Consider the following 25,406-nt stretch of genomic DNA (forward strand, 5'->3'; position numbering starts at 1 on the left):
CCACTCAAAACACAGTTAACTCAGGATTAGCTCTTCCTACCCTGATGCTGCTGTCGGCTCATAGCTTTTCAACACTACTTGACTAGAAGTTTTACTAGCAGTGTTTAGAAACATGATAAGCTTACCTAGCTCCCAGCCCTTCCATGGTGGGCAAGAAATCAGGGGAGTTAGGGAAACCAGTGCAAAGGCTCAATAGCCTTATCTGACCACGTTTAACTAGCATTTAAGCTAAATTTAAAATAATTTTAACCTTTTTTGTGCTCAATGAATATAGCTTCGGATCGTATTGCAGCTCTTAGTGCGACATTACAAACGATGATTCCAAATCCTGCAAACCTTTAAAACGTCTTGCCCGTATCCTCTTTTGAGATACCTCTCGGCCTGGAAATGGCCATAAATCTTAAAATCGTAGAATTGAAACTCTCCCAAAGGAAAGATCTCATCGAGATCTCGATACTGAGGATTTCCCCCTTCACAGGGCAATCTACTTTGGTCATAGATATATAGCAATTCTACGACTTGTGAGGTACAAATTTCTGGTTTTTAGGGACTTCGGAGCAGGGAGCAGGGACTTCGGAAGAGCTAAGAGGCAAGAGGGAAGAGAGAAGAGGGAAGAGGTAAAAACTAATGTGTACCTCATGAGTCCTATAAACGCTATAGATTTCAATCCAGTTACTTATTTTGTAAAGATTTTTTTCGATATTTCTAAAGTAGAAACCATGATCATTGAGGATAGTTTATAAAGTAAATAATTTATGGAAATCTGCCTCTGTCATCTCAATATCAATGTCATCATACCAGGGAATGACTCCTTCGTGTCGGAGAGCACCGATTAATGTTCCTGAAATAGCCCAGTAAGGGATATGATGCTGTCTAAGGAGGGAATCAAGGAACTGGACTGGAAGTCTTGGCGCAATTGCCAATGTATGTATTGGTTTTAATTTCTGATAATCGCTTCTGCACCTAGGTTTGATTCCGGAGGAAGGCCGACCCTTAAGGATTTGCAGACCTTCCCTCGGGTTTTACCACTTCTAGATTACGGCCTTTAATCACTAAGTAGGATTTTTTAGTGCATCGGTGCGAACAAACACGCTAGTAGTCTGCTTACCGCGCCTTACTTTTATCTCTAGTACCTTATTTACTCCACTATTTTCCACAAGGCGCTGTAGTTGTGTAGCATTAGTAACAGGTCTTCCATCAATTTGAACAATTATGTCCCCACGACGCATACCAGCATCAGCGGCTGGTGTATCCGGCATTACTTGAACTACCAAGACACCATTGACTTCTGGTAATAGGAAAACAGAATTGGGGTCATTGTTGTTCTCTTGTGCTAGTTCCGGGGTTAGGGTTGTCATCCGAACGCCGATATATGGATGGACAACTTTTTGCCCTTGGGCTAGTTTGTTGGAAATCTCTTTGACTTTGTTGATGGGAATAGCAAAACCAATTCCCATGGCATTAGCCCGAATAGCAGTGTTGATGCCAATTACTTCTCCTGTCGCATTCAACAACGGACCACCAGAATTTCCAGGATTAATAGCTGCATCGGTTTGAATAAAGTCTAGTCGCTTGTCAGGAATACCTGCCTGAGCACTGGAGCGTCCAATGGTGCTGACAATTCCCAGAGTTACTGTATTATCTAGCCCGAGGGGGTTACCAACAGCAATAGCCCAATCTCCAACCTGAACTTGACCCGAATCCCCTAGAGAGGCAATCGGTAAGGAAGTACCGTCAATTTTGACAACAGCTAAGTCGGTGAATTCATCCACACCCTTGACTTGACCATTAAACTTGCGCCCATCCTTGAGGGTAACGGTTACTTTATCTGCATCTTCCACAACATGGGCATTGGTCAGTAGGATGCCACTGTTGTCAATAATAAAGCCAGAGCCTTGACCTTGTAAACGTCTTTGTTGGGGCATTTGGGATGAAAAGTCATCACCGAAAAAGCGCCGGAAGAAGGGGTCATCCAAAAAAGGATCAACGCGCCTGGAAACTGTGCGCTCGGTGTCAATGCGCACCACTGCTGCTCCAACCCGATTCACCGCTGCTGTTACAAAACTGCTATTATTAGCTTGCTGTGGACTCAGGAATTGTTGGGCAATAAGTGGCGGAGTTACTGAGTCTGTGCTGGGTACAGGAGCAGCCTTGGAGGGAGATACACGATAAACGCCAACTGTCAATAAGACTCCAAGTAAAATAGCCAAGAGATAGTTACTAATTGAGCGAAGCCAAATCGAAAATTTAGTTGATGACATAGTATTATCGTATTCTTCTGGTTAATTTTGGGGAATAGTATTGCTAAGCCAATCCCACGACCTAAAACCCATGGGATTTACTTGGCTTTGGCTAGTGGTTAGTAGTCAGTTGTTGCTGACCCTTAGCATTAACCCCTAACTCAAGTTTAGCTTCCCTGATATTCCTCCCACCCATAGCCAGGATTGGGTTTCGAGGCAGATTTTTAGGATTGTGGATTAGTTGCTACAAGCATCTAATCGCTATGGGTGAGAGTTAGTTCTATGACGTTAGTACGACCTAGGGTAGTTCCAGGGGGTGCGACCCAAGGGCGCGAGCAATCCCTCGCGCCCTTGAGAGCCCAACAAGTTAAGCTTAATAATTATCAATAATGATATACCCCTCGAAGTTGGTTAACCTTGGACTAAGAAAACTAATAAAACCGCTATGATCGCGAAAGATAGGGAATATGCCCTGACTCAAGAACTGAATCACAACCATAGTGAAAATACCCATGGTCACGTCCATGATGAAGAATCTCTGAGGCGAATTATCAATCGCCTGTCTCGAATCGAGGGGCATATTCGAGGGATTAAGACTATGGTGCAAGAAAGTCGCCCCTGTCCTGATGTTTTGGTACAGATTGCTGCAGTTCGAGGGGCTTTGGATAAAGTGGCACGAATTATCCTGGATGAACATTTAAGCGAGTGTATCGGTCGAGCCGCTGAGCAGGGCAACATTGAGGTAGAAATTGAGGAGTTGAAAGCGGCTTTAGATCAATTTTTACGTTAGGAGTCAGAGGCTCTATGCTGCTCTACAAACTGACGTAGCCTCAGCAAACTTAAGGTTTGACCCCAATTCAATGGTAACAAAGACACCCCTTCTAGGCGAGATTGTACCCAACCATCTCCCCAATACCATTCATGATAACCATCAATTCCCTGACTCAAGAGCAGTCTTAAACAGTTCGGCTGAACAAGCTCAACTTTGTGTTGTACTGCTACTGGCCCGATGGAAGAGGTAAAGGTCAATCCTAAATCTAGCTGTTCGGGTAACTCGGAAGATAAATTCTCCGGCCACAACCACTGGTGCAGTTGCGCAGTATAGAGCAGACTGTCCCGGATAACATTTTGTGGTGCTTCGACTTCAATCCTCAGATGACTTTTTTGAAAGATTCCTAGCATTTTGGTATTTATCGTCCTTATTCGTAGGAAATATTTGTGATTAGTGTGAATGAACCAATGGGATAAATCCCGTCTGTTGTTTTGAACCCTCGGCTAAAGGGAGAGGGCAAGCAAGTGGCTCGATACTTTCTCAATACTTTGTAAAATAAACATTAATTATATTAAGAAGTGTAAGAGTTTTCTATGGCTGACCAGTTAATTCGCGCCACAGCAGCTTCAGGGGGTATTCGCGCAGTTGGTGTGATTACTACACGCCTAACCGAAGAAGCTAGACAACGTCACCAACTATCCTATGTGGCAACGGCTGCCCTAGGTCGTACCATGTCTGCAGGTCTTCTTCTGGCTTCTAGTATGAAGCGAGCCGAGTCGAGGGTCAATATTCGTATCAACGGCAATGGTCCACTGGGTGGAATTATGGTGGATGCAGGATTAGATGGTAACGTTCGAGGTTATGTAGACAACCCAGAGGTGGAACTGCCACCAAATAAGAAAGGCAAATTAGATGTGGGTGGTGCTGTTGGTACGGATGGTTTCCTATATGTAGTTAGGGATGTGGGTTATGGCTATCCCTATTCGAGTACAGTAGAGTTGGTTTCTGGTGAAATAGGTGATGACATCGCTAACTATCTGCTAAATTCGGAACAAACCCCGTCAGCGCTGGTGGTTGGTGTGTTTGTAGGTGCTCAAGGGGTCACTGCGGCTGGGGGTATTTTAATCCAAGTTATGCCTAAGGCAGCAACGGATGAGGCTTTAGTTCAAACTTTGGAATCTCGCATTAGCAAACTATCAGGCTTTACACCGCTACTCCAAGCTAACCAGACCTTACCAGAGATTTTTGAACAGTTGTTGGGGGATATGGAGCTAAGGATTTTTCCAGAAACCCAGATGCTGCATTTTTACTGTGGTTGCTCCTTTGACCGGATGTTGGGGGCTCTGAAAATGCTCGGAAAAGAGGAACTTCAGGATATGATTGAAAAAGACGGTGGCGCTGAGGCAACTTGTCATTTTTGCTCAGAGGTCTATCATGCCAATCCTGATCAACTCTCTCAATTGATAAAAGAATTGTAAATTGAGTAGCTACTGGACTTCCTACAGTAACTGGAAGATTAGAATCCTGACTTGTAAAGGATTGCAAGAAATATGGATCAGTATATAAACTCAACCAGAATTCTAAGAACACTACTATAAGATAGGGTGTAGACTCTATATGTGTAAGGTGGGTAAAATCTCAACAACTGAGGTTGCTGTAAACAACCTGCTGTCTTCCGGTGTAGGGAGTGTGGAAGTGAATTATGACCAGAAATAGAGAATTTCCAGACCGTTGGCCAACGTCAAATGGTTCAAGTTCAGGTAAGTTTAATGGATGGCAACCTAACCATAGCGAACCGGTTACTCAACCGAATGTAAACTATCCTAACCGAGGAAACCCATCGACACAGCCCCCCCAGCAATCAGAAAAATTTGGGGTTGGTCAACCAGTAGCTAACTCTCGATTAAACACAGCACAAACTACCGGTAGACAAGCTCCCTCAGGAAAAACGACTGGAGTAAAAAACCTGTTGCCTCGCAGTTGGCAGTTTTGGTCAGCCTTAGTTGTGTTGCTTTTCGGTAGTGCGGGATTTGCTTCAGCAATGATGTTGTTAAGGTTGCCAGCTGTACCAAACTGCCGTGCTGTGTTTTGGCCAACGGCTTCAGCATCGATGCGCCTATCTTGTGCTCAGGTGGCAGCAAATCAGGAAACTGTGCCCCAGTTGCTAAAAGCGATCGCATTAGTGGATGCCCTGCCCGAAGACCACCCGTTACGCCCACAAGTTAACGAACATATCGAAGAGTGGTCACAGGTAATCCTGGAGATTGGAGAAGCTAAATTTCAAGCTGGTCAGCTCAATGAAGCTCTTAAGATTGCTAAACGTATTCCTTCAAAATCCGTAGCTGGGGCGATAGTAGAAAAACGGGTAAAACGTTGGCAGAAAATCTGGTCAAGGGCAGAGGGAGTTTATGATCAAGCAGAAAAACAGTTGAGGTTATCAAACTGGAACTTAGCATTTCGCGAAGCAGTACGATTGACCTATGTGGACAATGACTACTGGGCTACGGCTAAGTATAACCAGCTAACAGATAAGATTAAGATGGGACGGGAAGACTCGGCTAAGCTGGATAAAGCTTTTGAGCTGAGTAGAAGTGGCAATATAGAGAAGATCCTGGCAGCTATTAAAAAAGCTAAGGAAATCACAGAGCAAAGTTATGCTTACAAAGAAGCTCAGGATTTAATTAAAGACTCTGGCAACAAGCTGGTGGAGATTGCTCAGAACAAGCTAGAGGAAGGGAAGTGGTCGGAAGTTCTTGAGATTGCCTATAAACTTCCCGAAACGATTAAAGTACCTGAACTCAAATCTGATTTAATTGACCTAGCTCATGCCCTATCTCGTGCTGAGTCCGGTACAACCTGGGATTTAGAAGAAGCGATCGCATCTGCCCAAAAGCTCGACTCAGAACGTCCGCTATATAAGAAAGGGCAGCAATTAATTAGCCGTTGGCAACGAGAAGTAGAAGATGTGGCGCGACTAGAGCGAGCCCGAACCTATGCTACCTCGGGTTTACCTAGTGACTTAAGACTGGCAGTGGCTGAAGTGGAACAGATCCCTCGTGGTAATCCCCGCTATCAGGAAGCACGGGGGGAAATTCGAGATTGGACTAGTCAAATTCAGCTGATCGAAGACAGACCATTCTTGGAGCGGGCAGCACAACTGGCTAGTTATGGGAACATTGATTCTTTGCAAGCTGCTGTTCAAGAAGCCCGTAAAATTTCCCGAGGTCGTAGTCTTTACCAGGAAGCTCAAAGTAAAATTAATCAGTGGTCTAGAAGTATCCAGCAGCAAGAAGACCAACCTTATTTAGACCAAGCACGCACTCTGGCAATCCGAGGTGATCTATATGCCGCCGTGGCAACTGCCGAACAAATTAAGTCAGGTCGGGCTCTGTACAATGAAGCCCAAAGCAAAGTCAGAAGCTGGAAGTTAGAACTAGAGGGTCAGCAGCGTTTACGGGAAGCTTACCAAATTGCTGAGGCTGGAACTCCACAAGCCCTAAGAAAAGCGATTCGAGTAGCTAGGCAAGTGCCAACCTCAACCAAATCCCGTAGCGAGGCGAGAACAGTAGTCAATCGCTGGAGTTACAAAATCCTATCCATAGCCAGAAGTCGTTCTGCCTATAACCTCTCTGAATCCATTGCGATCGCAAACATAGTTCCGTCTGGTACTCGCCCTTACCAGGAAGCCCAACGGCAAATTCAATCATGGCGCAAGATTTTAGCTCCACCTCCCCCACCTCCTGTACCCGTAAGACGACCAAGACCGGTTCCCCCTGCATCTCCCCCACAAGTGGTGATCCCGAAACCAGCTCCCTCTCCACCATCAGTGGTAAAACCACCATCACCACCAGCTCGCTCCTACCCAATTGTGGTTCCACCACCGGAAGTTATCTCACCATCGGGTATTGTAAAACCACCGACTCAGCTAGAGCCACCTAGGTTTAATCCTCCGGCTGGTAGGAAGATTGAGTTAATTGATACTGACTCTTAAGAGTTTCCGAGGGTAGTAGAACTGGCTAGGATAAAACCTGTGGAAATTGGACATTAAACATTCTTAATATTAAATGGAATAAATTCCATTTAATATAGAATACTTTAACTTGTCATCAACCCTCAAGTCCCGTCTTGACCAGTTCATTCACGCTCCCCAAACTGAATTCACCCTCATTGTGCTAATTCTACTTTCGGTAGTTTTAGTGGTTCTTGAAATAAGTCTAGAGGGTGCAGGTTTCATATATGGACTGGTCTATGTCAGCGAAGAGCTACTGACGGGCATATTTATCGTAGAACTAACTATCCGCTACCTAGTGGCAAGAAACAAACGTCGGTTCTTGCGTCACTACTGGCTGGATATTATTGCAGTGCTGCCTTTGTTACGGGCATTCCGCTTATTGCGAGTGTTACGGATGTTAAGGCTGCTCAGAGTCGGAATTTTGGTAAACCGTAACCTCAACCGCATCTCTTCCTCTCTCGCTGCTAGTATTAGTGCTCAGATTGGAGTTTTTCTGATTATCGGCTTAATTACATTAGTCGGTGCTTTAGGGATTTATCTGCTGGAGGGAGGACAGAATGAGTCATTTGCTTCCCTAAGAGACTCTTTATGGTGGAGTTTTTTTACCCTAATCTCAGGAGAACCCATTGGTGGTGAACCCCAGACTGATGCTGGACGTTTGATTACCCTGATGGTAGTCATTGGCGGATTAACTATGTTTGCCGTCTTCACCGGTGTAGTGTCAGCAGTGATGGTGCAACGACTTAGAACAGTGATGGAGGTGAAATACTTGGAACTGGATGAACTGCGCAATCACATTGTTATCTGCGGCTGGAACCGAGGTGGTCACCTACTGATTGAGGAACTCCAGGCAGACTCTGACCTAAAGCACTATCCAATGGTGGTTGTGGCAGAGTTTACCGACACACCAGAGTGGGAACTCAAGGGAGTGAATCGTTCCCAAATATATTTCTATATTGGTGATTACACGACTATTGATGTACTCGAAAGTGTGGGGATCTATCATGCCTCACGGGCAATCCTCCTTGCTGATTCTACCCGTCCTCGAAGTGATCAAGACCGGGATGCACGAACAGTCCTAGCGGCCTTGACCATTGAAAAACTCCAACCCGAAATCTACACCTGTGCTCAACTCCTTGACCGGAAAAACAATGTCCAACTGCGAGTAGCGGGAGTTGAAGATGTGATTGTTGTTGATGAATTAGCCAGTCACTTAATTGCTACCTCAGCTCGGAACCTAGGAGCTGTAGATGTGCTAGCAGAGTTGCTAACTGTACAAGTGGGAAACCAGTTCTACAAAATTGTTTTACCACAGAAGTGGGTTGACATTTCGTTTTGGGAAGCTGCTCGGCTGTTGAAAGAGGAGTTTGATACAACGTTGATTGCAATAGAGCGCCATAGCAATGGAAATCGGGAAACCCTAATTAATCCCCCTAAAGATCAAACACTACTATCTGGCGATCACTTAGTTATTATTGCTCGTAGTCTGCCGAAAATTGGGGTTCCAGTCCGCTAAAGTCTCAACTTTTTTGCAGGTCTTTTATAGTGCGTTCGCAAATATAGTGCGATCGCATAAGCGCGGAAGCTTGGCTTCATCGCAAATTAAGATCCCCTTGGGGTTTACCATGATTGCAACTTCTTAAACCCAGATTCCGCTTGTCTTTGTCTAGATAGCCTATAGCAGTCGAAGTAAAGCTTAAGACATCTTCTGCTCCCTACTCCCTGCTCCCTGCTCCCTAGTCCCCTGTTCCCTGTTCCCTATTCCCTTTGCTATATGTATGAACAAGATTTTAATCGTTGGCGAGAAATCATCGTTGAACAAATAAAAGCTAGAAATTTATCGGCAATTGATTGGGATAATTTGCTGCTTGAGTTAGAGGACATGGGAAAGGCTGAAAAGCGAGCATTCATTAGCAATTTAACTATATTGATTGCCCATTTACTCAAAATAATTGTTCAAACTGACGCTCCTGATTCCATGAAAGGAAGTTGGTATAGTTCAGTCACAGAACATCGGTTTCGTATCCAAAAAGATTTACAAGACAGTCCTTCATTTAAACGTTATTTAGAAGAAGCAATCGCTAAAGCTTATCAAGATGGTCGCAAGTTAGCTATAAAAGAAGGTAAAAAAGCCAGCTTTGGCATTCGTAAGCCCAACCCTGAAGACTATCCCAATCAATGTCCTTTTACAATTGAACAGCTATTAGATGAAGAATTTTATGGGGATTAATTCATTGTTATACTAACGCACTTCAATCCATATCTTATCTTAATTATCGAAATTTTCAGTGCTTTATGCTGTTGCGCTTCACACCCTACTGGCTTGTAGTTGGCGGGGGCATTTCAATGCATGCTGTTTAACGCTGCTCATTGACCCATTCTTGAGCATCTTGACCTTCTAACAAGTTTGGTGCAATTCCTCTAAACTCTCCCAGAGGTCGTTTACATTCTTTATCTGAATTATCAGTAATATACTGGAGTAAATTTTCATAATCTGAGTCATTATATTGATTTTTATCATGTTCTAATTCTGTTTTAATACGCTGGTCTAAATAATAAAAAACCTCAAGCTTTTCTTTTTTATTTAATCCATCAATTTGTGTTAGAACATATTTTATTTTGGTACGCATTTTAGTTCCTAAACCCTTGATATCATCTTGATTAATTCTGAGGTCAAATGGTAAATATTTAGTTGCATCAATCACTCCCACTTTAAGCCCTAAATCCTAAGAAGTATGCTCAGTATGCTTTAGTAGCTCGTCCTTTTAGCTAAGGATGATTGCTCACATAGCTTTTTTAGTTTTTCACAGATACTTTGTCGAGATCACACTAATCAGACAACAGTGACAAACTCGGTCTGACGATTATACCCGATTTCTGAAATGAATCGGAGCGGCGGGATTTGAACCCACGACCCCCACTACCCCAAAGTGGTGCGCTACCAAGCTGCGCTACGCCCCGGAAAACCTTATTTACTATACCACACTATTCGATATTTGAACAACTACACTAAAAAACTTTCAGAGACTTAGCTGCTGCTAGCAACCCTGGAACCGCTGTTGCCACCCAGCTCCCCTCACAACAGCGTCCCTGATTCAAAATCAAGCGTAGGGTATAAGCAGAAGGATAGCCCTCTACCTCCATCCACAGCCAATCGCTTTCTGCTTCGCAAGTGATTTTCTCTTCGTCCATCAACTCACTTGCCATCTCACTCATAGTCTGAGCTAATTGCAGCAACAAGCGACAAAAATCATTCAACTCCGACTCCGTTAGTTCAAATGCCCAGTCTTCACCACCCACTAAACCTTTATAGTTAGGAGCCTCAGGATCCCAACCAATACGCCAGCCTTCTCCATGTTTAACAACACGTTCCATAAACCTGATTCTGACTAATTCATCGACAAGTCAATTAGGTTTAAGTAACTGAGCATCTCCTGGTTGAGGTAAAGATACTCCTCTTCTAGGATTGGAGGTTGTGGCAGGTGATGTAGGATTGGAGGTTGTACCAGGTGATGGTTGTGTGTTCGACTCTGGTGCCACAGTTTCGGTGCGATTGGGATTGAATAGGCTAACTAAAACGCTTACTAGTGCATCCCGTTCGGCACGAGTTAATTGTTCTATCGCTGCAATATCCCCTTCCATGGGATTTTCGGTTAAAGTATCCCCACTGGGATACTGGGATGCTTCTAGGTAATCGTATGCACCTAGATAGTCAGCCATGGTCAATTTCCAATCAAAACGGTAATTGGGCAACCGTTTTTTCCCATAGACGTGATACCGAATTAAGCGGTTAACCAGGGTATTATTCGCAGCGACTTCACCGCTTTCTTTACTAATGTATTGATTCTCTTGTGGTAAATCTGGTAAACGGTGATATACTACCTTACTAATCTCTGGGGGAATAAAAAACTGAGCCACAGCAGGCTGTGCTCCTAGGAGCTGGAAGACACCAGGCGCTTGTTCGTGGGATTCCCACAGCAATAGTAAACCACTGGTCATAGTGGTAAGAGCTAAACCTAGCGCTAGTTTAATTCCTTTAGTCTTGTACATTGCTTGGAGACGGCTATGGAACATTCCGACACAACCTTGGGATGAAACTAGGTAATTAACCTTGGGATGAAACTAGGTAATTAACTACTCTTGCCCCTGACGCTCTCGCCCCCTGACTCACTCAGTACGATAACTTAGTCCGCAATAATCTCTGGCTGGGTCAGTTCATCAGACATCTCAACAATTGCTCGCAGCACTGGCTTCATGGATGGCTCATCTAGACTTTCAAAATCCTCGAAGCGACGGCGCTTGGCACGGTTAGCCAGTTGTACAGTGATCCTGTAACGATTAGACGCTGCACTTACTAGCTGCTCCGTCCGTTGCAGAATGTCGATTGAATCAAAGTTATAGCTTTTGTGCAGCATAAGGTTTATCAGGTTTTGCTATCTCTACTTAAAATCAGTATCGCCCCCTCTACCCTAGCATACTTCACTTCTAAACTAGGGGTTTCCCTTGATACAAGTCACAAAATTTTTCTTGAGGTTAATAATATACCATCAAAAAGTGAAAGAATTTGTGAAGTTGGGGGATTTCTACTTACATTGCTTGGTATCTATGACAATAATAAGAAAGAACAGTCAATTTGTACTATCTATACCTAACCTACTAACTATACCGAAACTATATATCTAACCAAGGCTGGGAAGTTCTACCAAACTCTCCCAGCCTACTTATGTGTAAATGGGATTATGTATAAATTGTATCTGTAATAGGACTTACGGAGTTTAGTTGGTTTTCCCCCCTTAACCCTTCTTGCTATGGGAGTTACTACTGACTAAAGTTCCCCAAGGCAAGAGAGCTCTAGGGGGCAATGCGTAATTCCTGTGTAAATGGAGTCTGTACATGGCATCTGTCAATGGTATCGGTTGGATGCGATCGCATTGATGGGTAACCTTAGGGGTGAACCTTAGGGGTGAGAGTACTTTGATTCACTCCTGTGGTACATAGACCTTTTACGTATACAAAAAATCATACCATTGCTAAGCTATCTTGAGTGTGTCGAGTTGTTAACAATTATCTGGCCAAATAAATATTGTCTATGCAAACACTTGCCGCTCCTAGCTTGGAGTCATTCCATCAGCGCCAAATAACTCCCCTGAAGTTCGTTGTCCTTGGAGATAGTCTGATCTATGGATTTGGAGACCCAGAAGGTGGCGGTTGGGTAGAGCGACTGCGACGTCAGTGGATGTTACCCGATAGTCCTGGTCATGTACTCTACAATTTAGGAGTTCGGGGTGATGGGGTTACCCAAGTCCACACGCGACTAGAGCATGAATTTCGCAGTCGTGGTGAACTCAGAAACCGTGTACCAGATGCCATTATTTTATCGGTGGGCGTTAACGATTCAGCCCGTTTAGGACGCCCCGATGGCAAGAATTTTACTAATTTTGATAGTTTCCAGGAAGAACTAGCCCATCTGCTCGAGCTAGCCCAGCAACTCTGTCCAGTGCTATTTGTGGGTATGGTACCAGTGGATGAAAGGAAAATGCCCTTTCTCGATTGTCTTTACTACAATCATGCTGACCAGTACTACTACAAAGAAGCAACTCGCCTTGCGTGTCTGAGGCGTCAAATTCCCTATCTGGACGTTTTTGACTTATGGACGTCCCGTGGTTATGATTGGTGCTCTGACCACCTATCTCCAGATGGTCTCCATCCCAATGTGGCTGGTTATCAGCAATTATTACAAGACATCCTGCTCTGGAACCCCTTAGCCCAGCTCAACTCCTTAAGCCTAGGGACAGCCTAAACTATCCCGTGTCGAGATACCAGTTACAGGATTTACCCCAGTAGCACGCTCACACATCAGTTTAATCTGATAGCGGTCAATATCGGCACCCGTAAAATCAGCACCAGTTATCTCGGCATCGTAAAACCTGGTGCTAATCATCATTGCATCGGTCAAAATAGCATTGGTCAAAATAGCTTGGTCTAAAATTACCCGATCTGCCCAAGAATCAGTCAAGTTTGCACCTTTGAGATTGGCTTTCAATAAATTGCCCTTGGTCAAGATAGATTCACTCAGGTCAGCACCTTGGAAGTTTGTGCCTCGCATTTCAGCCCCTGCAAATACGCCACCAACTAAATTCAGATTGGAAAAGTCATCATAACTCAAATCTGTAAGAGAATAATTTACTGTATTCTCCTGAGCATAGGCAGGAGTAGCCGATAAAAGCACCCATAGCCAAGCCATAACAAGAACTAAAATTAGTCCCAATAAGCGTCGCCAAATCACCCTAATCACTCGTCAACCTGACTCCTTAAAACTTAAAGCCTAAAACTCCCTCTCTAACCAATCTTCACCGACTCGAATCGTCAGCTCAGATTTGAGATGACCAGTAGAGGATGCTTCTACTCTACCTAGTCCCAGGACTTTTTTGACAATATCTGCTGTTTTTATGTCCCCTTGCTGAACAATAATCTCAGTCTGGGACAAGCGGTCAGGCCAATCTGAGACATAATAGACATTGTAGAAGTCATTTCTGGCTAAGTACCGGGCAACACGGCGACCAAGTTCTGGGTCATCGGTAGCATTTTGAACCGCAATTCTGACCCGATGGGGTGAACTGCGGCGCCTTAATGAACTCTTGTATTTGGGCTCTTGCTCGAAATACTCACTCATCACTCGGTCTCGCCCTCGTGAATTCATCAGCCAGTAACTGGCAATGTATTCATCAGCGTTGCTGAATCGACCTGGCAAGAGTACCATTCTGATATTATCTTTACCAACATCTAGACCAAAACCGACCAGTGCCAAGATTTCCTCTAAGCTGAGATTAGTATCAATATACTGCTGCATCACTCGCAGGATTTTTGGCAAACGAGGCACCACACTGGGAGTAACTAAACGCTGGCGCAGGGCCTTGAGTAAGATCTGCTGCCGCTGTATCCGAGCAATATCACCATTGTCTTTTCGGTATCGAGCAAATTGTTCGGCTTGGTCTCCATTCAAGGTTTGCCACCCTGGTTCTAAATCAATTTCCAGTTTCTGAGTGACATCTACATATTCCATCCTCTCCGGTACAAACACTTCCAGCCCACCGACCAAATCCACAAGTTCCCGAAATGCATCAGTGGTAATGCGCACATACCTATCAATGGGTACATCATTTAAGATACGCTTAACCGGAGGTTATCGTGTATGGGTAAGTTTGGGTAAGTTTAGTAGAACGGAAACCAGCATTGTTAAATCCTAGCTAATGGATAGATAAGTGAGTTGTTCTGAATTTTCAGCGACGGAAACTCGAATTAATGTCACATGAGTCTCTAAAGGAATAGAAGCAAAATAGCAACAGAGTTCTTCAGTCGTTCCTCCAGGACATAGGGGACAATCGTTGACAATTATAGGTAAACGCTCTCCCCATTCCTGTAATCGCTGTTCCATCTCGACCATATCTAATCCATACATATCAGATGGATTACGTTGAGCGCGAAGATGTAACGTAACTTGAAAATCATGCCAATGGTTATCTATCCAGATAGGAGGATTATGATGCTTCCGACCTAANTCGCTGCGCGAACAGCAATCAGCTGACTATAAATGTAAAAACCTACTCCCTCGGTGCGCTAATGCACGTCAACTTTTGCCTCTAGCATGCATGCCTAAAGCCCTTGCAGGTAGCGCTATATTGACAAGATTGGTTTGCTCGGTAAAAATAGCCTTGTTTGCCTTGAAGCGGATCAGCAATTAAACCCGAAAAGCCTTAATCATGAAAAAAAGAACGTTCTTAGTTTTCCTATCGATTCTCTTATCAGTGTTTTGCCTAGGAGGTTTTTTTGGATGTCCCTCTGCTGCTGCGGACTATGACCCCTTAGTCTCTTGGAATCAGGGTGCGGCTAAGCAAAGGATTTTTGAATTTGTGCAAGAGGTTACCAATCCCAACAGTGATAACTACGTTCGTCCTAGCGGACGCATAGCGGTCTTTGATAATGATGGAACCCTGTGGACTGAAAAACCAAAAAATATTTACGGGTTATTTATCAAAGACATGCTAGGGAATGCCTTTTCCACTAAAAGGAATGCCATTTTTGAAGACCTCAAACTGCAGGGATTAACACCGGAAGACTATAAACAGAAGGCGAGGTTCTTTCTGGATAATTCAAAGCATCCCGACTTTGGAGTGCCATACATAAAGGTTACTTACCAGCCCATGGTTGAACTGGTCAATTATCTCAGGAGTAATGATTTCAAGGTTTATATTTGTTCTAGGGCGGGACTTGATTTCATTCGCTCCTATGCCGAAGATGCCTACGGTGTTCCCCCTGAAAATATTATTGGTACGACTGTCCAAACCAAGTTTATTACTAAAGACGATGGCTCTCATGTTTTGGTTAAGACGCCAATATTGGTCAAACCCATTAATAATAACGAAGGTAAAGTAGTGGACATTGACCGCTACATTGGTAAAAAACCAATTATGACCATTGGTAATTCCGATGGTGATTTAGAAATGCTTCAGTACACTGACGAGCAGAAGGGGCCAGCTTTGATGATGCTGGTTCACCACGATGATCCCCGCGAATATGTATATGATACAGGTGCCGAGAATGCTCTGCGGGAGGCCGAGGCTCGTGGTTGGACAGTTATCAGTATGAAAGAGGATTTCGTAACAGTGTTTGGAAAGGATTAATCCGATCAGTAGTTTCTGATCGGTATCCTAGACAGTAAGTGCCAAGCCCTACTTACTACCCATGGCTTCACTGTGTAATGGCTAATTTCAGGCTTTGGCAAAAGTCCCCAATGGCTGACAAGCCTTCTGATGGGGTCCCATTTGCCAAACGCTTTACGATAGCGCTACCTACAATCACTGCATCTGCACCCCAATCTTTGACCTGCTTAGCTTGTTGTGGCTCGGAGATCCCAAAGCCAACCCCAATGGGCTTATCAGTTACACCACGCATCTGATTGAGTAAGTCTTTTACCCGTGATTGCAGCTGAGTTCTCATCCCGGTGACACCGGTAACACTGACTAGGTAAATAAAGCCCTGAGACTGTTTAGCGATCGCTTCAATCCGTTCTGTTGGTGAAGTTGGTGCCACTAACAATATCACTTCAATCCCTAGCTCTGCTGCAGGTTTCAGCAATATTTGAGCTTCTTCCAGGGGTAAGTCAGGCACCACTAACCCTTTCGCCCCCACTTCAGCAATCTGCTCTAAAAAGGAATTAATCCCTCGGTTGAGAATGGGATTGTAGTAGGTAAATAGGACAATTGGCGCTTGTATCTCTGGGCTAACGTCTTTTACCATTGCCAGGACATCATCCAACTGCACACCTTTTTGTAATGCTCTAGTCGCAGCAGCATGGATAGTTGGACCATCGGCCAAGGGGTCAGAATAGGGTACTCCCAGTTCAATGATGTCAGCACCGGATTGGTCGAGTACCCGCAAGGCTTTGGCTGTGGTTTCTAAATCGGGATCCCCAGCGGTAATAAAAGGAATCAGAGCACACTGGGAGTTAGATCTCAGGGATCCGAAGCAATCGGAAATTTTTGTCATTGGTGATTCGTAATCTAGTTTTGCCCCTGCCCCTCCTGCTTAAGGGGGGATATGGAGGAATCGCCCTCTTCCTTGGTCAAACGCCTTTCCTGTTCCACCTCTGCTTGGAGTTGGGCAAGTTCTTCTGGTGTCATTTCTTCGAGTCGCTTTTGCAGGACAGCATCTTTATACTCTTTCACCTGCTGGTTATAGGTCATGGTTTGGGTGAAGGCTCGAAACAAGTAGGTTAGCACCCACCCAAATAACCCCCCAACCAAGAGGACTTGACTCCAAATCCCGGCTTTGATGTGATCGTACCCAGCGAGCTGAAATATCAAGTAGGCTATGCCGCCAGTAGCAAAGATACCAAGGGCAATTCCAATCGCGTCAATTCGTCGCATGAATTACTATAGCAAAGGGAACAGGGAACAGGGAACAGGGAACAGGGAGCAGGGAACAAAAATTCTCACAATTCATTTAGGTACCCTATACTGACTTACCCTTGTGGCTGACGCCGCTTGGGGCGGAGGTTTAAGATTGGACTGAAGAGTAATAAACCTGGAAAGAATAAGAAGACCAGGAAGTACATGAAGCCCCGCTCGAAGGAGCTACAAACGTACCACCGTTTCTGTAGGTAGAGATAGATGGCGAGAGGGAATACCAATAAGTAGGCTCCTGCCAAAGACAGGTATAGTATCGCAGTAATCATAGAATTTTGGTTTCGGACACAGAAGAAAAAAATGCGTTCGCGTAGCGTGACATGCAGGTCAACCGCTCAACCCTACTATACTACCTTAGGTCCAACATCCTGCCCTGTGTTCTCCCAGAGCCAGACTTTGCCGCCTCTTAAAAATTTCAAAAATTTCAATACTATACTTGCATAGTAGGCTCACTTCATGGTTAAATAGATAACAGTGAAATCACAGTGGTTGATGGGTAAACAAAAACCCACCGCTATGTGATATCAACTAGGGGGCGTGGCGGAATGGTAGACGCTACGGACTTAAGGAAATTGAGCACTGATAGAGAAATCTGTCATGTGAATGCTCTCAAATTCAGGGAAACCTAAGTCTGGTAACAGATAAGGCAATCCTGAGCCAAGCCGGGAAAACCTCTCGGAAGGTGCAGAGACTCGACGGGAGCTACCCTAACGTAAAGCCGAGGGTAAAGAGAGAGTCCAATTCTCAAGAGCCAGCTATGGCAGTAGCGAAAGCTGCGGGAGAATGAAAATCCGTTGACCTTAAACGGTCGTGTGGGTTCAAGTCCCACCGCCCCCATTATTATTAAGATCCTAGCCAAAAAAGTGGCTAGATTACTTTGGTTGGCTAACTAAAGGTTGATAGCAAAACTATTGCGCTATAGTAACTAAGTCCGCACCTCAAAAACCTACCGAAAATATCAAGCTTGCCCTATTTGCTTGATAACTATTGGCTTTGGTCCTTCCAACAAAAATGCTTTGGATTTTTTATCTATACCAAACGGTAAGATATTTTTACTAATAGATATATAGCACTACACATTAAGATTAGGATATTTCTAAACTCCGAAATCTAGTGCTAGCTTACTTTTGATTTCTGACTTCTGACTTCTGACTTGCACCTCTGACTATAAGCTTTTTAAGGGATATTTGTTACTTCTGGTGCTAACAAAACCATTCCTAGTAGCCCAGTTTCACACTAATTATGAATTGGGGTTGCATAAATTTTTAAATTTGCTAATATAGTTAAAGATTTTACGAAGAGAAAAAATTGGATTCGAATTGCTGGTTTGATAATTGGCTTTTAAGAAGTCAGTATCAGCCAACAATAAAACCATACCGTAATTGCTACTATTAAGATTTAGCAAATTGAGAGGGTACTGGTCAAACTAGCTTGGGTGCAGATAATTTTTCTTTCGTTTAACTCGATTATGGCTGTGGCATGACGTACTCTCAAATAATGGAAAAACATGACACTGAACATAGTCTTAAAAGAAGCATTCAAAGCCAATAATTTTAAACCCAATAATAGTAAAAATAGTCCAATTTTTTTACCAGAAGTTAGCCTCAGTACCACTCCTAAACTATTAATCGAATCTGAGGGAACTGTTGGTAATGTTAACCTTAGCCTGAGTGAGGCTCCACCAGTAGGGGGAGTAACCGTAACCGTCACTGCTCCGGAAATACTAGAATTCGACCTGGAATCTTTGGCAGTAACAGGAGGAGAAATAGTTGTACCTCCGGTAGCATCAGATTTATTCGGTTTTACCATTAATATTACAGAACAAGATGCAACGGTAAGCTTAGCTGTGGCGGATGATGGGGAAGTAGAAGGGCTAGAGGAAGTAACCTTTACCCTAGAAGAACCACTGGGACTTTTTGAGCCAACTTTTGAAGTCAATCCTGAAGCTAATCGTGGCACGTTTCTAATTCGGGATACTCCCAAAGTTATCCCTATTCAAGATAGTCCAGATTCTTTACCAGAAGTTAGCCTAAGTACCTCTCCTAAACTATTAATCGAATCTGAGGGAACTGTTGCTAATGTTAACCTTAGCCTGAGTGAAGCTCCACCAGTAGAAGGGGTAACCGTAACCGTCACTGCTCCTGAAATACTAGAATTCGATCTGGAATCTTTGGCAGTAACAGGAGGAGAAATAGTAGTACCTCCGGTAGCATCAGATTTATTCGGTTTTACGATTAATATTACAGAACAAGATGCAACGGTTAGCTTGGCTGTGGCGGATGATGGCCAAGTAGAAGGGCTAGAGGCAGTAATCTTTACCCTAGAAGAACCACTGGGATTTTTTGAACCAACTTTTGAAGTCAATCCTGAAGCTAATCGTGGCATCTTTGTAATTGTGGATAGTCTCGAAATTTTCGATGACTATACTCTATTTTAGGGATTTACTGATATTAGTATTCCTCAATTTTAATAGAATACTTTGATTTATGCTAGTGGTCGAAATTGATAAATTTTACATGGTATTGATGCCGCTAGCTTCGGTACAGGTGATTTGTGTGTTTATAAAGAAAAAATCTATAATTTTTAAATTAGGTTAGGTACAAATTTTTAGGTGTTAGGGCGCAGGGAGCAGCGAGCAGAGAGCAGCGAGAAGAGAGCAGGGATAAGAGGTAAAGAGTTTGTGTACCTCATTATAATGAAAAAAGCTAGAGCAGAACTTAAGCAGTAAGGTTACCTGTAGGGTTGATTATTAATGGATCCTACAGCTTAAGGACGAGTCGCTTTTGTTGGTTTGGTGATTAATTAGATCAATCAGCTCAGCTAGAGGAAATTAATGATTAACCCAGCAGCGGACTATGATTCCCCCTGGAAAGACACCCTGGAATGGTACTTTGAGCCCTTCATTGCCCTGTGCTTTTCCCAGATTCATAGTCAAATCAACTGGTCTCGTCCCTGTGAGTTTCTCGACAAAGAACTGCAAAAAGTGGTGCGAGACGCGGAAGTAGGACGTCGATTGGCTGACAAACTGGTTAAGGTCTGGCTCAAGAATGGTCAAGAAGCCTGGATCCTAATTCATGTGGAGGTCCAAGGCGAAAAACAGACGGAGTTTGCTAAACGGATGTACACCTACCATCATCGGATTAGTGATCGCTACAATCGACCAGTGGCCAGTTTAGCGGTCCTGAGTGATACCAACCCCCAGTGGCGACCAACCCAATACAGTAGCGAAATCTTGGGCTGTAAAATCCAGTTCAATTTTTTGATGGTGAAACTGCTAGACTACAAACAGCAGTGGCCAGAATTAGAACAAAGTGCCAATCCCTTTGCGACAGTAATCATGGCTCACCTGAAAGCAGTTGATACTCGCAGTGATGGCCAGCAACGGAAAATCTGGAAAATGGCTCTGACCAGACGATTGTACCAGCAAGGGTATCAGCGACAAGACATCCTAAACTTGTATCACTTCATTGACTGGGTAATGCACTTACCCTCAGGACTAGAACAAGCATTTAATCAAGAACTTAACCAGTACGAACAGGAGGTCAACATGAAGTATGTCACGAGTATCGAAAGGTTGGGAATTAAGCAAGGTCGTCAAGAAGGTCGTCAGGAAGGTATTTTAGAAGGTCGTCAGGAAGGTCGTCAGGAAGGAGCTGAGCGACTGCTGCTACGATTGCTTCACAGGCGCTTTGGAGACCTATCCCCTGAGATTCAAGCTCGTGTGAAGGGGTTGAGTGTCGAAAAATTAGAACAGTTAATGGATGTGGCCATTGATGTAGACTCTCTTGAGCAATTAGTAGACCATTTGCCAGCACCCGAAGCCGCTGATTAAAACAACTCCTGATATATAAATCCAAATTCTGTTCCATACCCCACACCCCACACCCTATAGCCTAGATTCTGTGTAACCATTGAGTATAGGGATGCTGAACTAAATTGGAGTTGAAGTATCTCGGATCATCAGATACTTCAATTCCTATCCATTCTGGTAGTTTAATTTCCTGATTTTCATCAGTTAGTTCAACTTCTGCCAAAATTAATCCTTGATTATCCCCAGCAAACTCATCAACTTCCCAAATCAAGCCAGCGTGTTCAATTTTATAACGAGTTTTCTCAATTAATGGACCCTGACATAAAGTATCGAGCATTTCTTGAGCATCCGAGGCTGGGATAGGATACTCATACTCTTTTCTAGAAAAACCCACCTTGGGACTTTTGATAGTAAGATATCCTTGATCTCCCACCAGGCGCACCCGGACAGTAGTGCGGTTGGTTGTACGAATGTAACCTTGGCGATAAACACTACCAGTGCCTAATTTCCGCCACTCTTCGCCTTTAACTAGAAATTTCCGTTCAATTTCAGTTGCCATGGGTACTAAGTATAGTGTGAATGGTTATTATTAGTCATTGGTTAATGAAAAATTGACCATTGTTCATTAACTATTGTTGATTGTCAATTTTAAAATCAGATCAAATCCGAACCATTATGCTTATTGCTATAGTAATCAAAAACTTTATAATCTTGCCTATTTAGTTAGCGATCGCTTCATATTAAAATACCAGAGTTAATCCGGATTCTTTTATTGTCGCAAGAAATATAAAAATAGAGAGCCAATTTCCTAGAGTTCCTCTATGAGTAAATCTACGGTGCGGCTAATGTAAGTAAAATTATCAGGATAAACATCAATGTCCCAACAATCAACAACCCAAAAGAGTGGAGCAGCAGCATTAATTGATGAAATGAAACAATTTGCCAAATTAGCTGAAGAGTTACAAAAGCAAACTAAAAACTCTAGCGAACAAGGCTATTCAGGTAAAGGCCATAAAATCTGGTGAATGAGTATAGTTAGGATAAAAGAACTATACTCACACTCTTATTGATTGGCTAAACGGATCTAGGGTAAACCAGTGTAGGGTGAACCAGTAAGTTAAGGATGTTCAGGTTTAGGAATCGGGATGACTACGACCAAGATGGTCACTCGATTCCCACACTCGGTCACCCCACACTCTCTTATCCTACAGCCGTCACGCCTTCAATCTTCTCATCGGCGAGATCATATAACTCCCGTAACTTCTGTAAGGTTTCGTGATCCGGTTCCCAGAATCCTCGTCCATTTGCCTCTAACATCCGGCCTACAATATTGCGAAATGCCTCAGGATTTGCCTGTCGCAACCTCTTGGCCATTTCTTCATCCAAGGCATAAGTATCTGCTGCTTGGTCATACACCCAGTTATCTTGAAAATCAGCTGTACCCCCCCAACCAATCAATGCTGTCATCCGTTGGGAAATCTCATAAGCTCCCCCAGACCCCTGATTGGCCATCGCTTCAGCCCACTTGGGATTGAGTAACTTTGTCCGATACTCCAATCGCAACAAATCCTCTAGCTTCCGGGGTGTAGTATCCTTTGAGAAACTTTCCACAAAACTGGCATTAACGGTCTTACCCCCTTGCTTCTCGGCTGCTCGCTTCAAGCCTCCAGTATTGGCATAGTATTCTTGAATATCCGTCAGCCCATATTCCACCGAATCAATTTCCTGGACTATACGACTGGTACTTTGTAGCAGCTGCTCCATCACTTCTGGACGGGCTTGACCTTTATCTTGCCGTCCATAACTAAATACATTGCGGCTTTGCCATGTATTCGCTAATTCATCCCCGGATTCCCAATTTCCATCGACTACTTGGTCATTGACCAGAGAACCATAATCCCCGGCTGGATTAGAAAACAACCGAGCAGAAACATTGTCTACCCCTTGCGATCGCAACGCTAACCCATGCTTGCGGATAAAATTCTCTTCCTCGGGTTCATCTGCCTCAGTCGCCCTACGAAACAAATCATCGAGCAGCTCAACAATATTGACAAAACTATCCCGAAAAATCCCTGAGAGATTTGCCAACACATCAATTCTAGGATGACCTACCTCAGCCAAGGGCATCAAATCATACCGTACAATCCGTCCCGTTCCCTCTTTAACAGGTGCTGCACCCACCAACTCCAATAAAATCCCCAAGGATTCCCCACGAGTCTTGATCGCATCCAATCCATTTATTTTCGCAACCGGCATTTGAAAAACTTTTAAATAAGCTTTCTCTAGCATTACCCATTTGTATTTACCTGGTTTCTCGCTCAATCCCCAACTCCTCATGTTTTTTAATAGCGGCCTGGACTAGCATTTCCAAAAGTTCATTCCCCTCCCTGATACTTTGACTCCTAATGCTTGAAGATTTGCGGTTAATTAGTCCGCGCAAATAAGTTGCTTTGCGGGATATAAACTGGTGCCAACGGTGACTTTGACAACTAAGCAAATCTTCAGAGATATGGCATATTAGGAAATACATATCTATGGCTTCCATCTGGTGCAGGTTGTCACCATAAAGACGTTTAAAGGCATCAATCACACGCATTTGCCCCTCCCCCTCCACTTCAGGTTTAGCTGGTTCTTCATTCAAATCTCACCCCCATCACAAACTATTTACCAGTAAACCAAAAAGTTTTTTCTCGAAGAGCGATCGCTAAAATTTTTGTAGTCTATGATACTGTTTAAGACCTAATTCTTTAACCAGCAGACATAGTATAGATAATGATTACTTATGATTAGCTGATTGACAATTTGTTGACGCTAACCTGATGGAAGATAAATGCCTTCAACTACTTGATATTTGCGCTCAATAGCTTGAGATAAAAAGGCTAACATCTGTTTGAGTGCAAAAAGCTTGCGATAAATTAATCGACTACCTTTCCTTTTACGACTGATTCTTAGCCAAAGAAGATTAACCCAAATATTAACTAGAAGAAAGGATATACCAACGAATAATAATCTCAAAACTGGATTTTTATTATTGGTTCTGATTCGACAAATATTTTTGAGCCGATAACTAGTTTCAATACCAAATCTTTTTCGATAATCTTGATAGATGTAACCTAAATTTGTTTTTATCTTGTGAGCAACATAAGCAAAGTATTGAACTCCATGCCGATTACGTTTTCCCTTTCCTTTTTTATATTTACAGATAATCCATAATTCAAATGTGACTGAATCATCTTTATCTCTTGTTATGGTATAGGTGGTTTTATAACTTTTTTTACCCTTTAATAATTGCTTGATACCTCCTTGTTTCCCCGTCTTAATAGCAGGCATGATAAATGGAATATCTAATGCCTGCAACCATCGGATTACAGGAGTATTAAAAAAGCCTCTATCTAGGTAGAGCTTTTTTACATTTATTTTAAGGGAGTCAAGTTCTGCCAATAAATAAGTAATAATAGCCACACTGGTATCAAATTGCCTAATACCTCTAATTGCAAGGGTTACACGCTTATTCTTGGTGATAACATATAAAGTCGCATAGGCGTAAAATGAATAAGTACCAGATTTAGCTTCACTTCGATATATATAGGGTAATTCTAGTAATGTTGGCTGACCATAATAGCCAATCAAATTTAAATCAATCGCTATTTTTAAACAACCTTTTTTTAATCCTAAAGGAATTCGGCTTTTTAAAGCTTGATTAATTCGTGCCTCTAATTCCTCAAAATTGTTGATTTTATTGAGATGATACCTAATATCATTCGCTGTGGGAACATTCTTTAATAGTTTTGCTGTGTTCTCAATACTATCTCCATTGCTGGCTGCCTTTATGAGAATCTCGAATAAAGTTTGTTGGTCACATACACCTTGAGTTTCAATGGAAAAATTTTCTACTAAACACTTAATAACCTCATCAAGGGTTTCTGAGTCTGTTAAACCCAGCTCTTCTTTAGATGCGCTCCGCGCGGCTTCACCCCTGAGGGGAAGCAAGCTACGTAGAGGTGAAACAGTCAATTTTTTCAGCCAATATCCTATACACTACTTTCATCATTTCATTTTTTGAACTTTTTCAGAGCATTATAAGCATTAATTATGAAATAAGTATCCTATAGTACATTTTTTTACGCAAGTGTAATTAGCGATCGCTCTTCGGGAAAAACTTTTTGGTTTACTGATTACCTAGAACTAAAAGTACTGTGACACTTGAGGCTAATTCAGCAATTGTGGCCCCAATGCTTAATAACCTTGATCCAACTAAAAGAGCTCGCGCTAAAGCAACTTTTGCCCCACTTTTAGCAGCCTTGGCGGTTGCGTTAGCTGCTTTAGCGGTTGCTGCGGCAGTTTTAGCCGTATTTTGGGCCACTTTGGCTGTAGATTCGGCTGTTTTTATCGCTCCTGCGGTTCTAACTATTACCTTTTGATTTTTTGTTGCTAATTTACTAGCTCCAATCCCTACACCTTGCGCTCTCCCTGCTACTTTTTTGGCAGTTTTAGCTGTTGCCTGGGCATTTTTGGCTGATTTTTGAGCAAATTCCGCAGCATTTTTGGCTACGATTGCTTTACCCTTAGCATCTTTAGCTAAATCTAATCCAAGTTTAATTCTGGG

At 43.2% G+C, this 25,406-nt stretch carries 28 protein-coding genes, 1 tRNA gene and 1 pseudogene; 10 read left to right on the forward strand and 20 right to left on the reverse strand.

Annotated features, from left to right (window positions below):
* Positions 1-493: 493 nt before the first annotated feature.
* The 3 genes from F6K52_RS00485 to F6K52_RS00490 form a co-directional block, all read right to left on the reverse strand.
* Complete coding sequence (locus F6K52_RS00485) at positions 494-640, reverse strand: hypothetical protein (protein WP_293072532.1); 147 nt, start codon at positions 638-640, stop codon at positions 494-496.
* Between the two features lie 97 nt (positions 641-737).
* The gene (locus F6K52_RS36880) at positions 738-923 is read right to left on the reverse strand and encodes a LicD family protein (RefSeq protein ID WP_364415380.1); all 186 of its coding nucleotides are present in this window, start codon (positions 921-923) and stop codon (positions 738-740) included.
* A 129-nt stretch (positions 924-1,052) separates the two neighbouring features.
* A complete protein-coding gene (locus F6K52_RS00490) occupies positions 1,053-2,261 on the reverse strand; it encodes an HhoA/HhoB/HtrA family serine endopeptidase (protein WP_293072534.1) in 1,209 nt (402 codons plus the stop codon).
* A 424-nt stretch (positions 2,262-2,685) separates the two neighbouring features.
* Here F6K52_RS00490 and F6K52_RS00495 point away from each other — a divergent pair, with 424 nt between their 5' ends.
* Positions 2,686-3,030, forward strand: a complete 345-nt coding sequence (locus tag F6K52_RS00495; protein ID WP_293072536.1) for a metal-sensing transcriptional repressor — start codon at positions 2,686-2,688, stop codon at positions 3,028-3,030.
* Here F6K52_RS00495 and F6K52_RS00500 read toward each other — a convergent pair.
* Positions 3,027-3,422, reverse strand: a complete 396-nt coding sequence (locus F6K52_RS00500) for a hypothetical protein (RefSeq protein WP_293072538.1) — start codon at positions 3,420-3,422, stop codon at positions 3,027-3,029. The two genes, F6K52_RS00495 and F6K52_RS00500, sit on opposite strands and share 4 nt — an antisense overlap.
* A 183-nt stretch (positions 3,423-3,605) precedes the next feature.
* Between F6K52_RS00500 and hslO the strand changes: the two genes are divergently transcribed.
* The 4 genes from hslO (at position 3,606) to F6K52_RS00520 (ending at position 9,254) form a co-directional block, all read left to right on the forward strand.
* Positions 3,606-4,490 (forward strand): Hsp33 family molecular chaperone HslO, encoded by an 885-nt coding sequence (hslO, locus tag F6K52_RS00505; protein ID WP_293072540.1) that lies wholly within the window; start codon positions 3,606-3,608, stop codon positions 4,488-4,490.
* 224 nt (positions 4,491-4,714) lie between these two features.
* Positions 4,715-7,003: a chromosome segregation ATPase gene (locus F6K52_RS00510; RefSeq protein WP_293072542.1), complete on the forward strand. Its 2,289-nt coding sequence runs from the start codon at positions 4,715-4,717 to the stop codon at positions 7,001-7,003.
* Between the two features lie 109 nt (positions 7,004-7,112).
* Complete coding sequence (locus F6K52_RS00515) at positions 7,113-8,540, forward strand: ion transporter (RefSeq protein WP_293072544.1); 1,428 nt, start codon at positions 7,113-7,115, stop codon at positions 8,538-8,540.
* 258 nt (positions 8,541-8,798) lie between these two features.
* Entirely contained in the window at positions 8,799-9,254 is a 456-nt protein-coding gene (locus F6K52_RS00520; RefSeq protein WP_293072546.1) for a DUF29 domain-containing protein, read from the forward strand.
* A 127-nt stretch (positions 9,255-9,381) separates the two neighbouring features.
* Here the strand turns inward: F6K52_RS00520 and F6K52_RS00525 are convergent, their stop codons facing one another.
* The 5 genes from F6K52_RS00525 to F6K52_RS00545 form a co-directional block, all read right to left on the reverse strand.
* The gene (locus F6K52_RS00525) at positions 9,382-9,729 is read right to left on the reverse strand and encodes a hypothetical protein (RefSeq protein WP_293072548.1); all 348 of its coding nucleotides are present in this window, start codon (positions 9,727-9,729) and stop codon (positions 9,382-9,384) included.
* A 182-nt stretch (positions 9,730-9,911) separates the two neighbouring features.
* Positions 9,912-9,985: transfer RNA gene (locus F6K52_RS00530), tRNA-Pro, on the reverse strand.
* Between the two features lie 48 nt (positions 9,986-10,033).
* Positions 10,034-10,399 (reverse strand): DUF1818 family protein, encoded by a 366-nt coding sequence (locus F6K52_RS00535; RefSeq protein WP_293043979.1) that lies wholly within the window; start codon positions 10,397-10,399, stop codon positions 10,034-10,036.
* Positions 10,400-10,429: 30 nt separating this feature from the next.
* Positions 10,430-11,098 carry a hypothetical protein gene (locus F6K52_RS00540; protein WP_293072549.1) on the reverse strand — a complete coding sequence of 223 codons (669 nt, stop codon included), beginning with the start codon at positions 11,096-11,098 and terminating at the stop codon, positions 10,430-10,432.
* Positions 11,099-11,208: 110 nt separating this feature from the next.
* Positions 11,209-11,439, reverse strand: a complete 231-nt coding sequence (locus F6K52_RS00545; RefSeq protein WP_070393102.1) for a DNA-directed RNA polymerase subunit omega — start codon at positions 11,437-11,439, stop codon at positions 11,209-11,211.
* A 674-nt stretch (positions 11,440-12,113) separates the two neighbouring features.
* Here F6K52_RS00545 and F6K52_RS00550 point away from each other — a divergent pair.
* Positions 12,114-12,824 (forward strand): GDSL-type esterase/lipase family protein, encoded by a 711-nt coding sequence (locus tag F6K52_RS00550; protein ID WP_293072551.1) that lies wholly within the window; start codon positions 12,114-12,116, stop codon positions 12,822-12,824.
* On the opposite strand, the gene F6K52_RS00555 is transcribed toward F6K52_RS00550, so the two are convergent.
* From F6K52_RS00555 to F6K52_RS00565, 3 genes are all read right to left on the reverse strand, one after another.
* A complete protein-coding gene (locus F6K52_RS00555; protein WP_293072553.1) occupies positions 12,810-13,268 on the reverse strand; it encodes a pentapeptide repeat-containing protein in 459 nt (152 codons plus the stop codon). The two genes, F6K52_RS00550 and F6K52_RS00555, sit on opposite strands and share 15 nt — an antisense overlap.
* Before the next feature lie 81 nt (positions 13,269-13,349).
* Entirely contained in the window at positions 13,350-14,192 is an 843-nt protein-coding gene (locus tag F6K52_RS00560; RefSeq protein WP_293072582.1) for an LCP family protein, read from the reverse strand.
* 75 nt (positions 14,193-14,267) lie between these two features.
* On the reverse strand, positions 14,268-14,483 hold the full coding sequence (locus F6K52_RS00565) for a hypothetical protein (protein WP_293072555.1): 216 nt from the start codon (positions 14,481-14,483) through the stop codon (positions 14,268-14,270).
* Between the two features lie 301 nt (positions 14,484-14,784).
* On the opposite strand from F6K52_RS00565, the gene F6K52_RS00570 reads away from it, so the two are divergent.
* Entirely contained in the window at positions 14,785-15,705 is a 921-nt protein-coding gene (locus tag F6K52_RS00570) for a haloacid dehalogenase-like hydrolase (RefSeq protein WP_293072557.1), read from the forward strand.
* 67 nt (positions 15,706-15,772) lie between these two features.
* On the opposite strand, the gene trpA is transcribed toward F6K52_RS00570, so the two are convergent.
* The 3 genes from trpA to ndhL form a co-directional block, all read right to left on the reverse strand.
* A complete protein-coding gene (gene trpA, locus F6K52_RS00575) occupies positions 15,773-16,570 on the reverse strand; it encodes a tryptophan synthase subunit alpha (protein ID WP_293072559.1) in 798 nt (265 codons plus the stop codon).
* Between the two features lie 14 nt (positions 16,571-16,584).
* Positions 16,585-16,950, reverse strand: a complete 366-nt coding sequence (locus F6K52_RS00580) for a DUF3007 family protein (RefSeq protein WP_293072561.1) — start codon at positions 16,948-16,950, stop codon at positions 16,585-16,587.
* A gap of 95 nt (positions 16,951-17,045) precedes the next feature.
* Entirely contained in the window at positions 17,046-17,258 is a 213-nt protein-coding gene (ndhL, locus tag F6K52_RS00585; protein ID WP_075898798.1) for an NAD(P)H-quinone oxidoreductase subunit L, read from the reverse strand.
* A 1,238-nt stretch (positions 17,259-18,496) separates the two neighbouring features.
* Between ndhL and F6K52_RS00590 the strand changes: the two genes are divergently transcribed.
* Positions 18,497-19,426 (forward strand): hypothetical protein, encoded by a 930-nt coding sequence (locus F6K52_RS00590; protein WP_293072563.1) that lies wholly within the window; start codon positions 18,497-18,499, stop codon positions 19,424-19,426.
* Between the two features lie 396 nt (positions 19,427-19,822).
* The gene (locus F6K52_RS00595) at positions 19,823-20,821 is read left to right on the forward strand and encodes a DUF4351 domain-containing protein (RefSeq protein ID WP_293072565.1); all 999 of its coding nucleotides are present in this window, start codon (positions 19,823-19,825) and stop codon (positions 20,819-20,821) included.
* Positions 20,822-20,882: 61 nt separating this feature from the next.
* On the opposite strand, the gene F6K52_RS00600 is transcribed toward F6K52_RS00595, so the two are convergent.
* A complete protein-coding gene (locus F6K52_RS00600; RefSeq protein WP_293072567.1) occupies positions 20,883-21,359 on the reverse strand; it encodes a CYTH domain-containing protein in 477 nt (158 codons plus the stop codon).
* A 316-nt stretch (positions 21,360-21,675) separates the two neighbouring features.
* On the opposite strand from F6K52_RS00600, the gene F6K52_RS00605 reads away from it, so the two are divergent.
* Positions 21,676-21,825 (forward strand): hypothetical protein, encoded by a 150-nt coding sequence (locus F6K52_RS00605; protein WP_293072569.1) that lies wholly within the window; start codon positions 21,676-21,678, stop codon positions 21,823-21,825.
* Between the two features lie 175 nt (positions 21,826-22,000).
* On the opposite strand, the pseudogene F6K52_RS00610 reads toward F6K52_RS00605, so the two are convergent.
* From F6K52_RS00610 to F6K52_RS00625, 4 genes and pseudogenes are all read right to left on the reverse strand, one after another.
* Positions 22,001-23,035: pseudogene (locus tag F6K52_RS00610) on the reverse strand (cobaltochelatase subunit CobN); the annotation flags it as partial.
* 67 nt (positions 23,036-23,102) lie between these two features.
* On the reverse strand, positions 23,103-23,441 hold the full coding sequence (locus tag F6K52_RS00615) for a hypothetical protein (protein WP_293072571.1): 339 nt from the start codon (positions 23,439-23,441) through the stop codon (positions 23,103-23,105).
* A 170-nt stretch (positions 23,442-23,611) separates the two neighbouring features.
* Complete coding sequence (locus F6K52_RS00620; RefSeq protein ID WP_293072573.1) at positions 23,612-24,814, reverse strand: ISH3 family transposase; 1,203 nt, start codon at positions 24,812-24,814, stop codon at positions 23,612-23,614.
* A 154-nt stretch (positions 24,815-24,968) separates the two neighbouring features.
* Positions 24,969-25,406, reverse strand: a 438-nt coding sequence (locus F6K52_RS00625; RefSeq protein WP_293072575.1) for a hypothetical protein, incomplete at its 5' end; no start/stop codon positions are given.

It is taken from the genome of Moorena sp. SIO3H5 (genome assembly GCF_010692395.1).
Taxonomy (GTDB): Bacteria; Cyanobacteriota; Cyanobacteriia; order Cyanobacteriales; family Coleofasciculaceae; genus Moorena.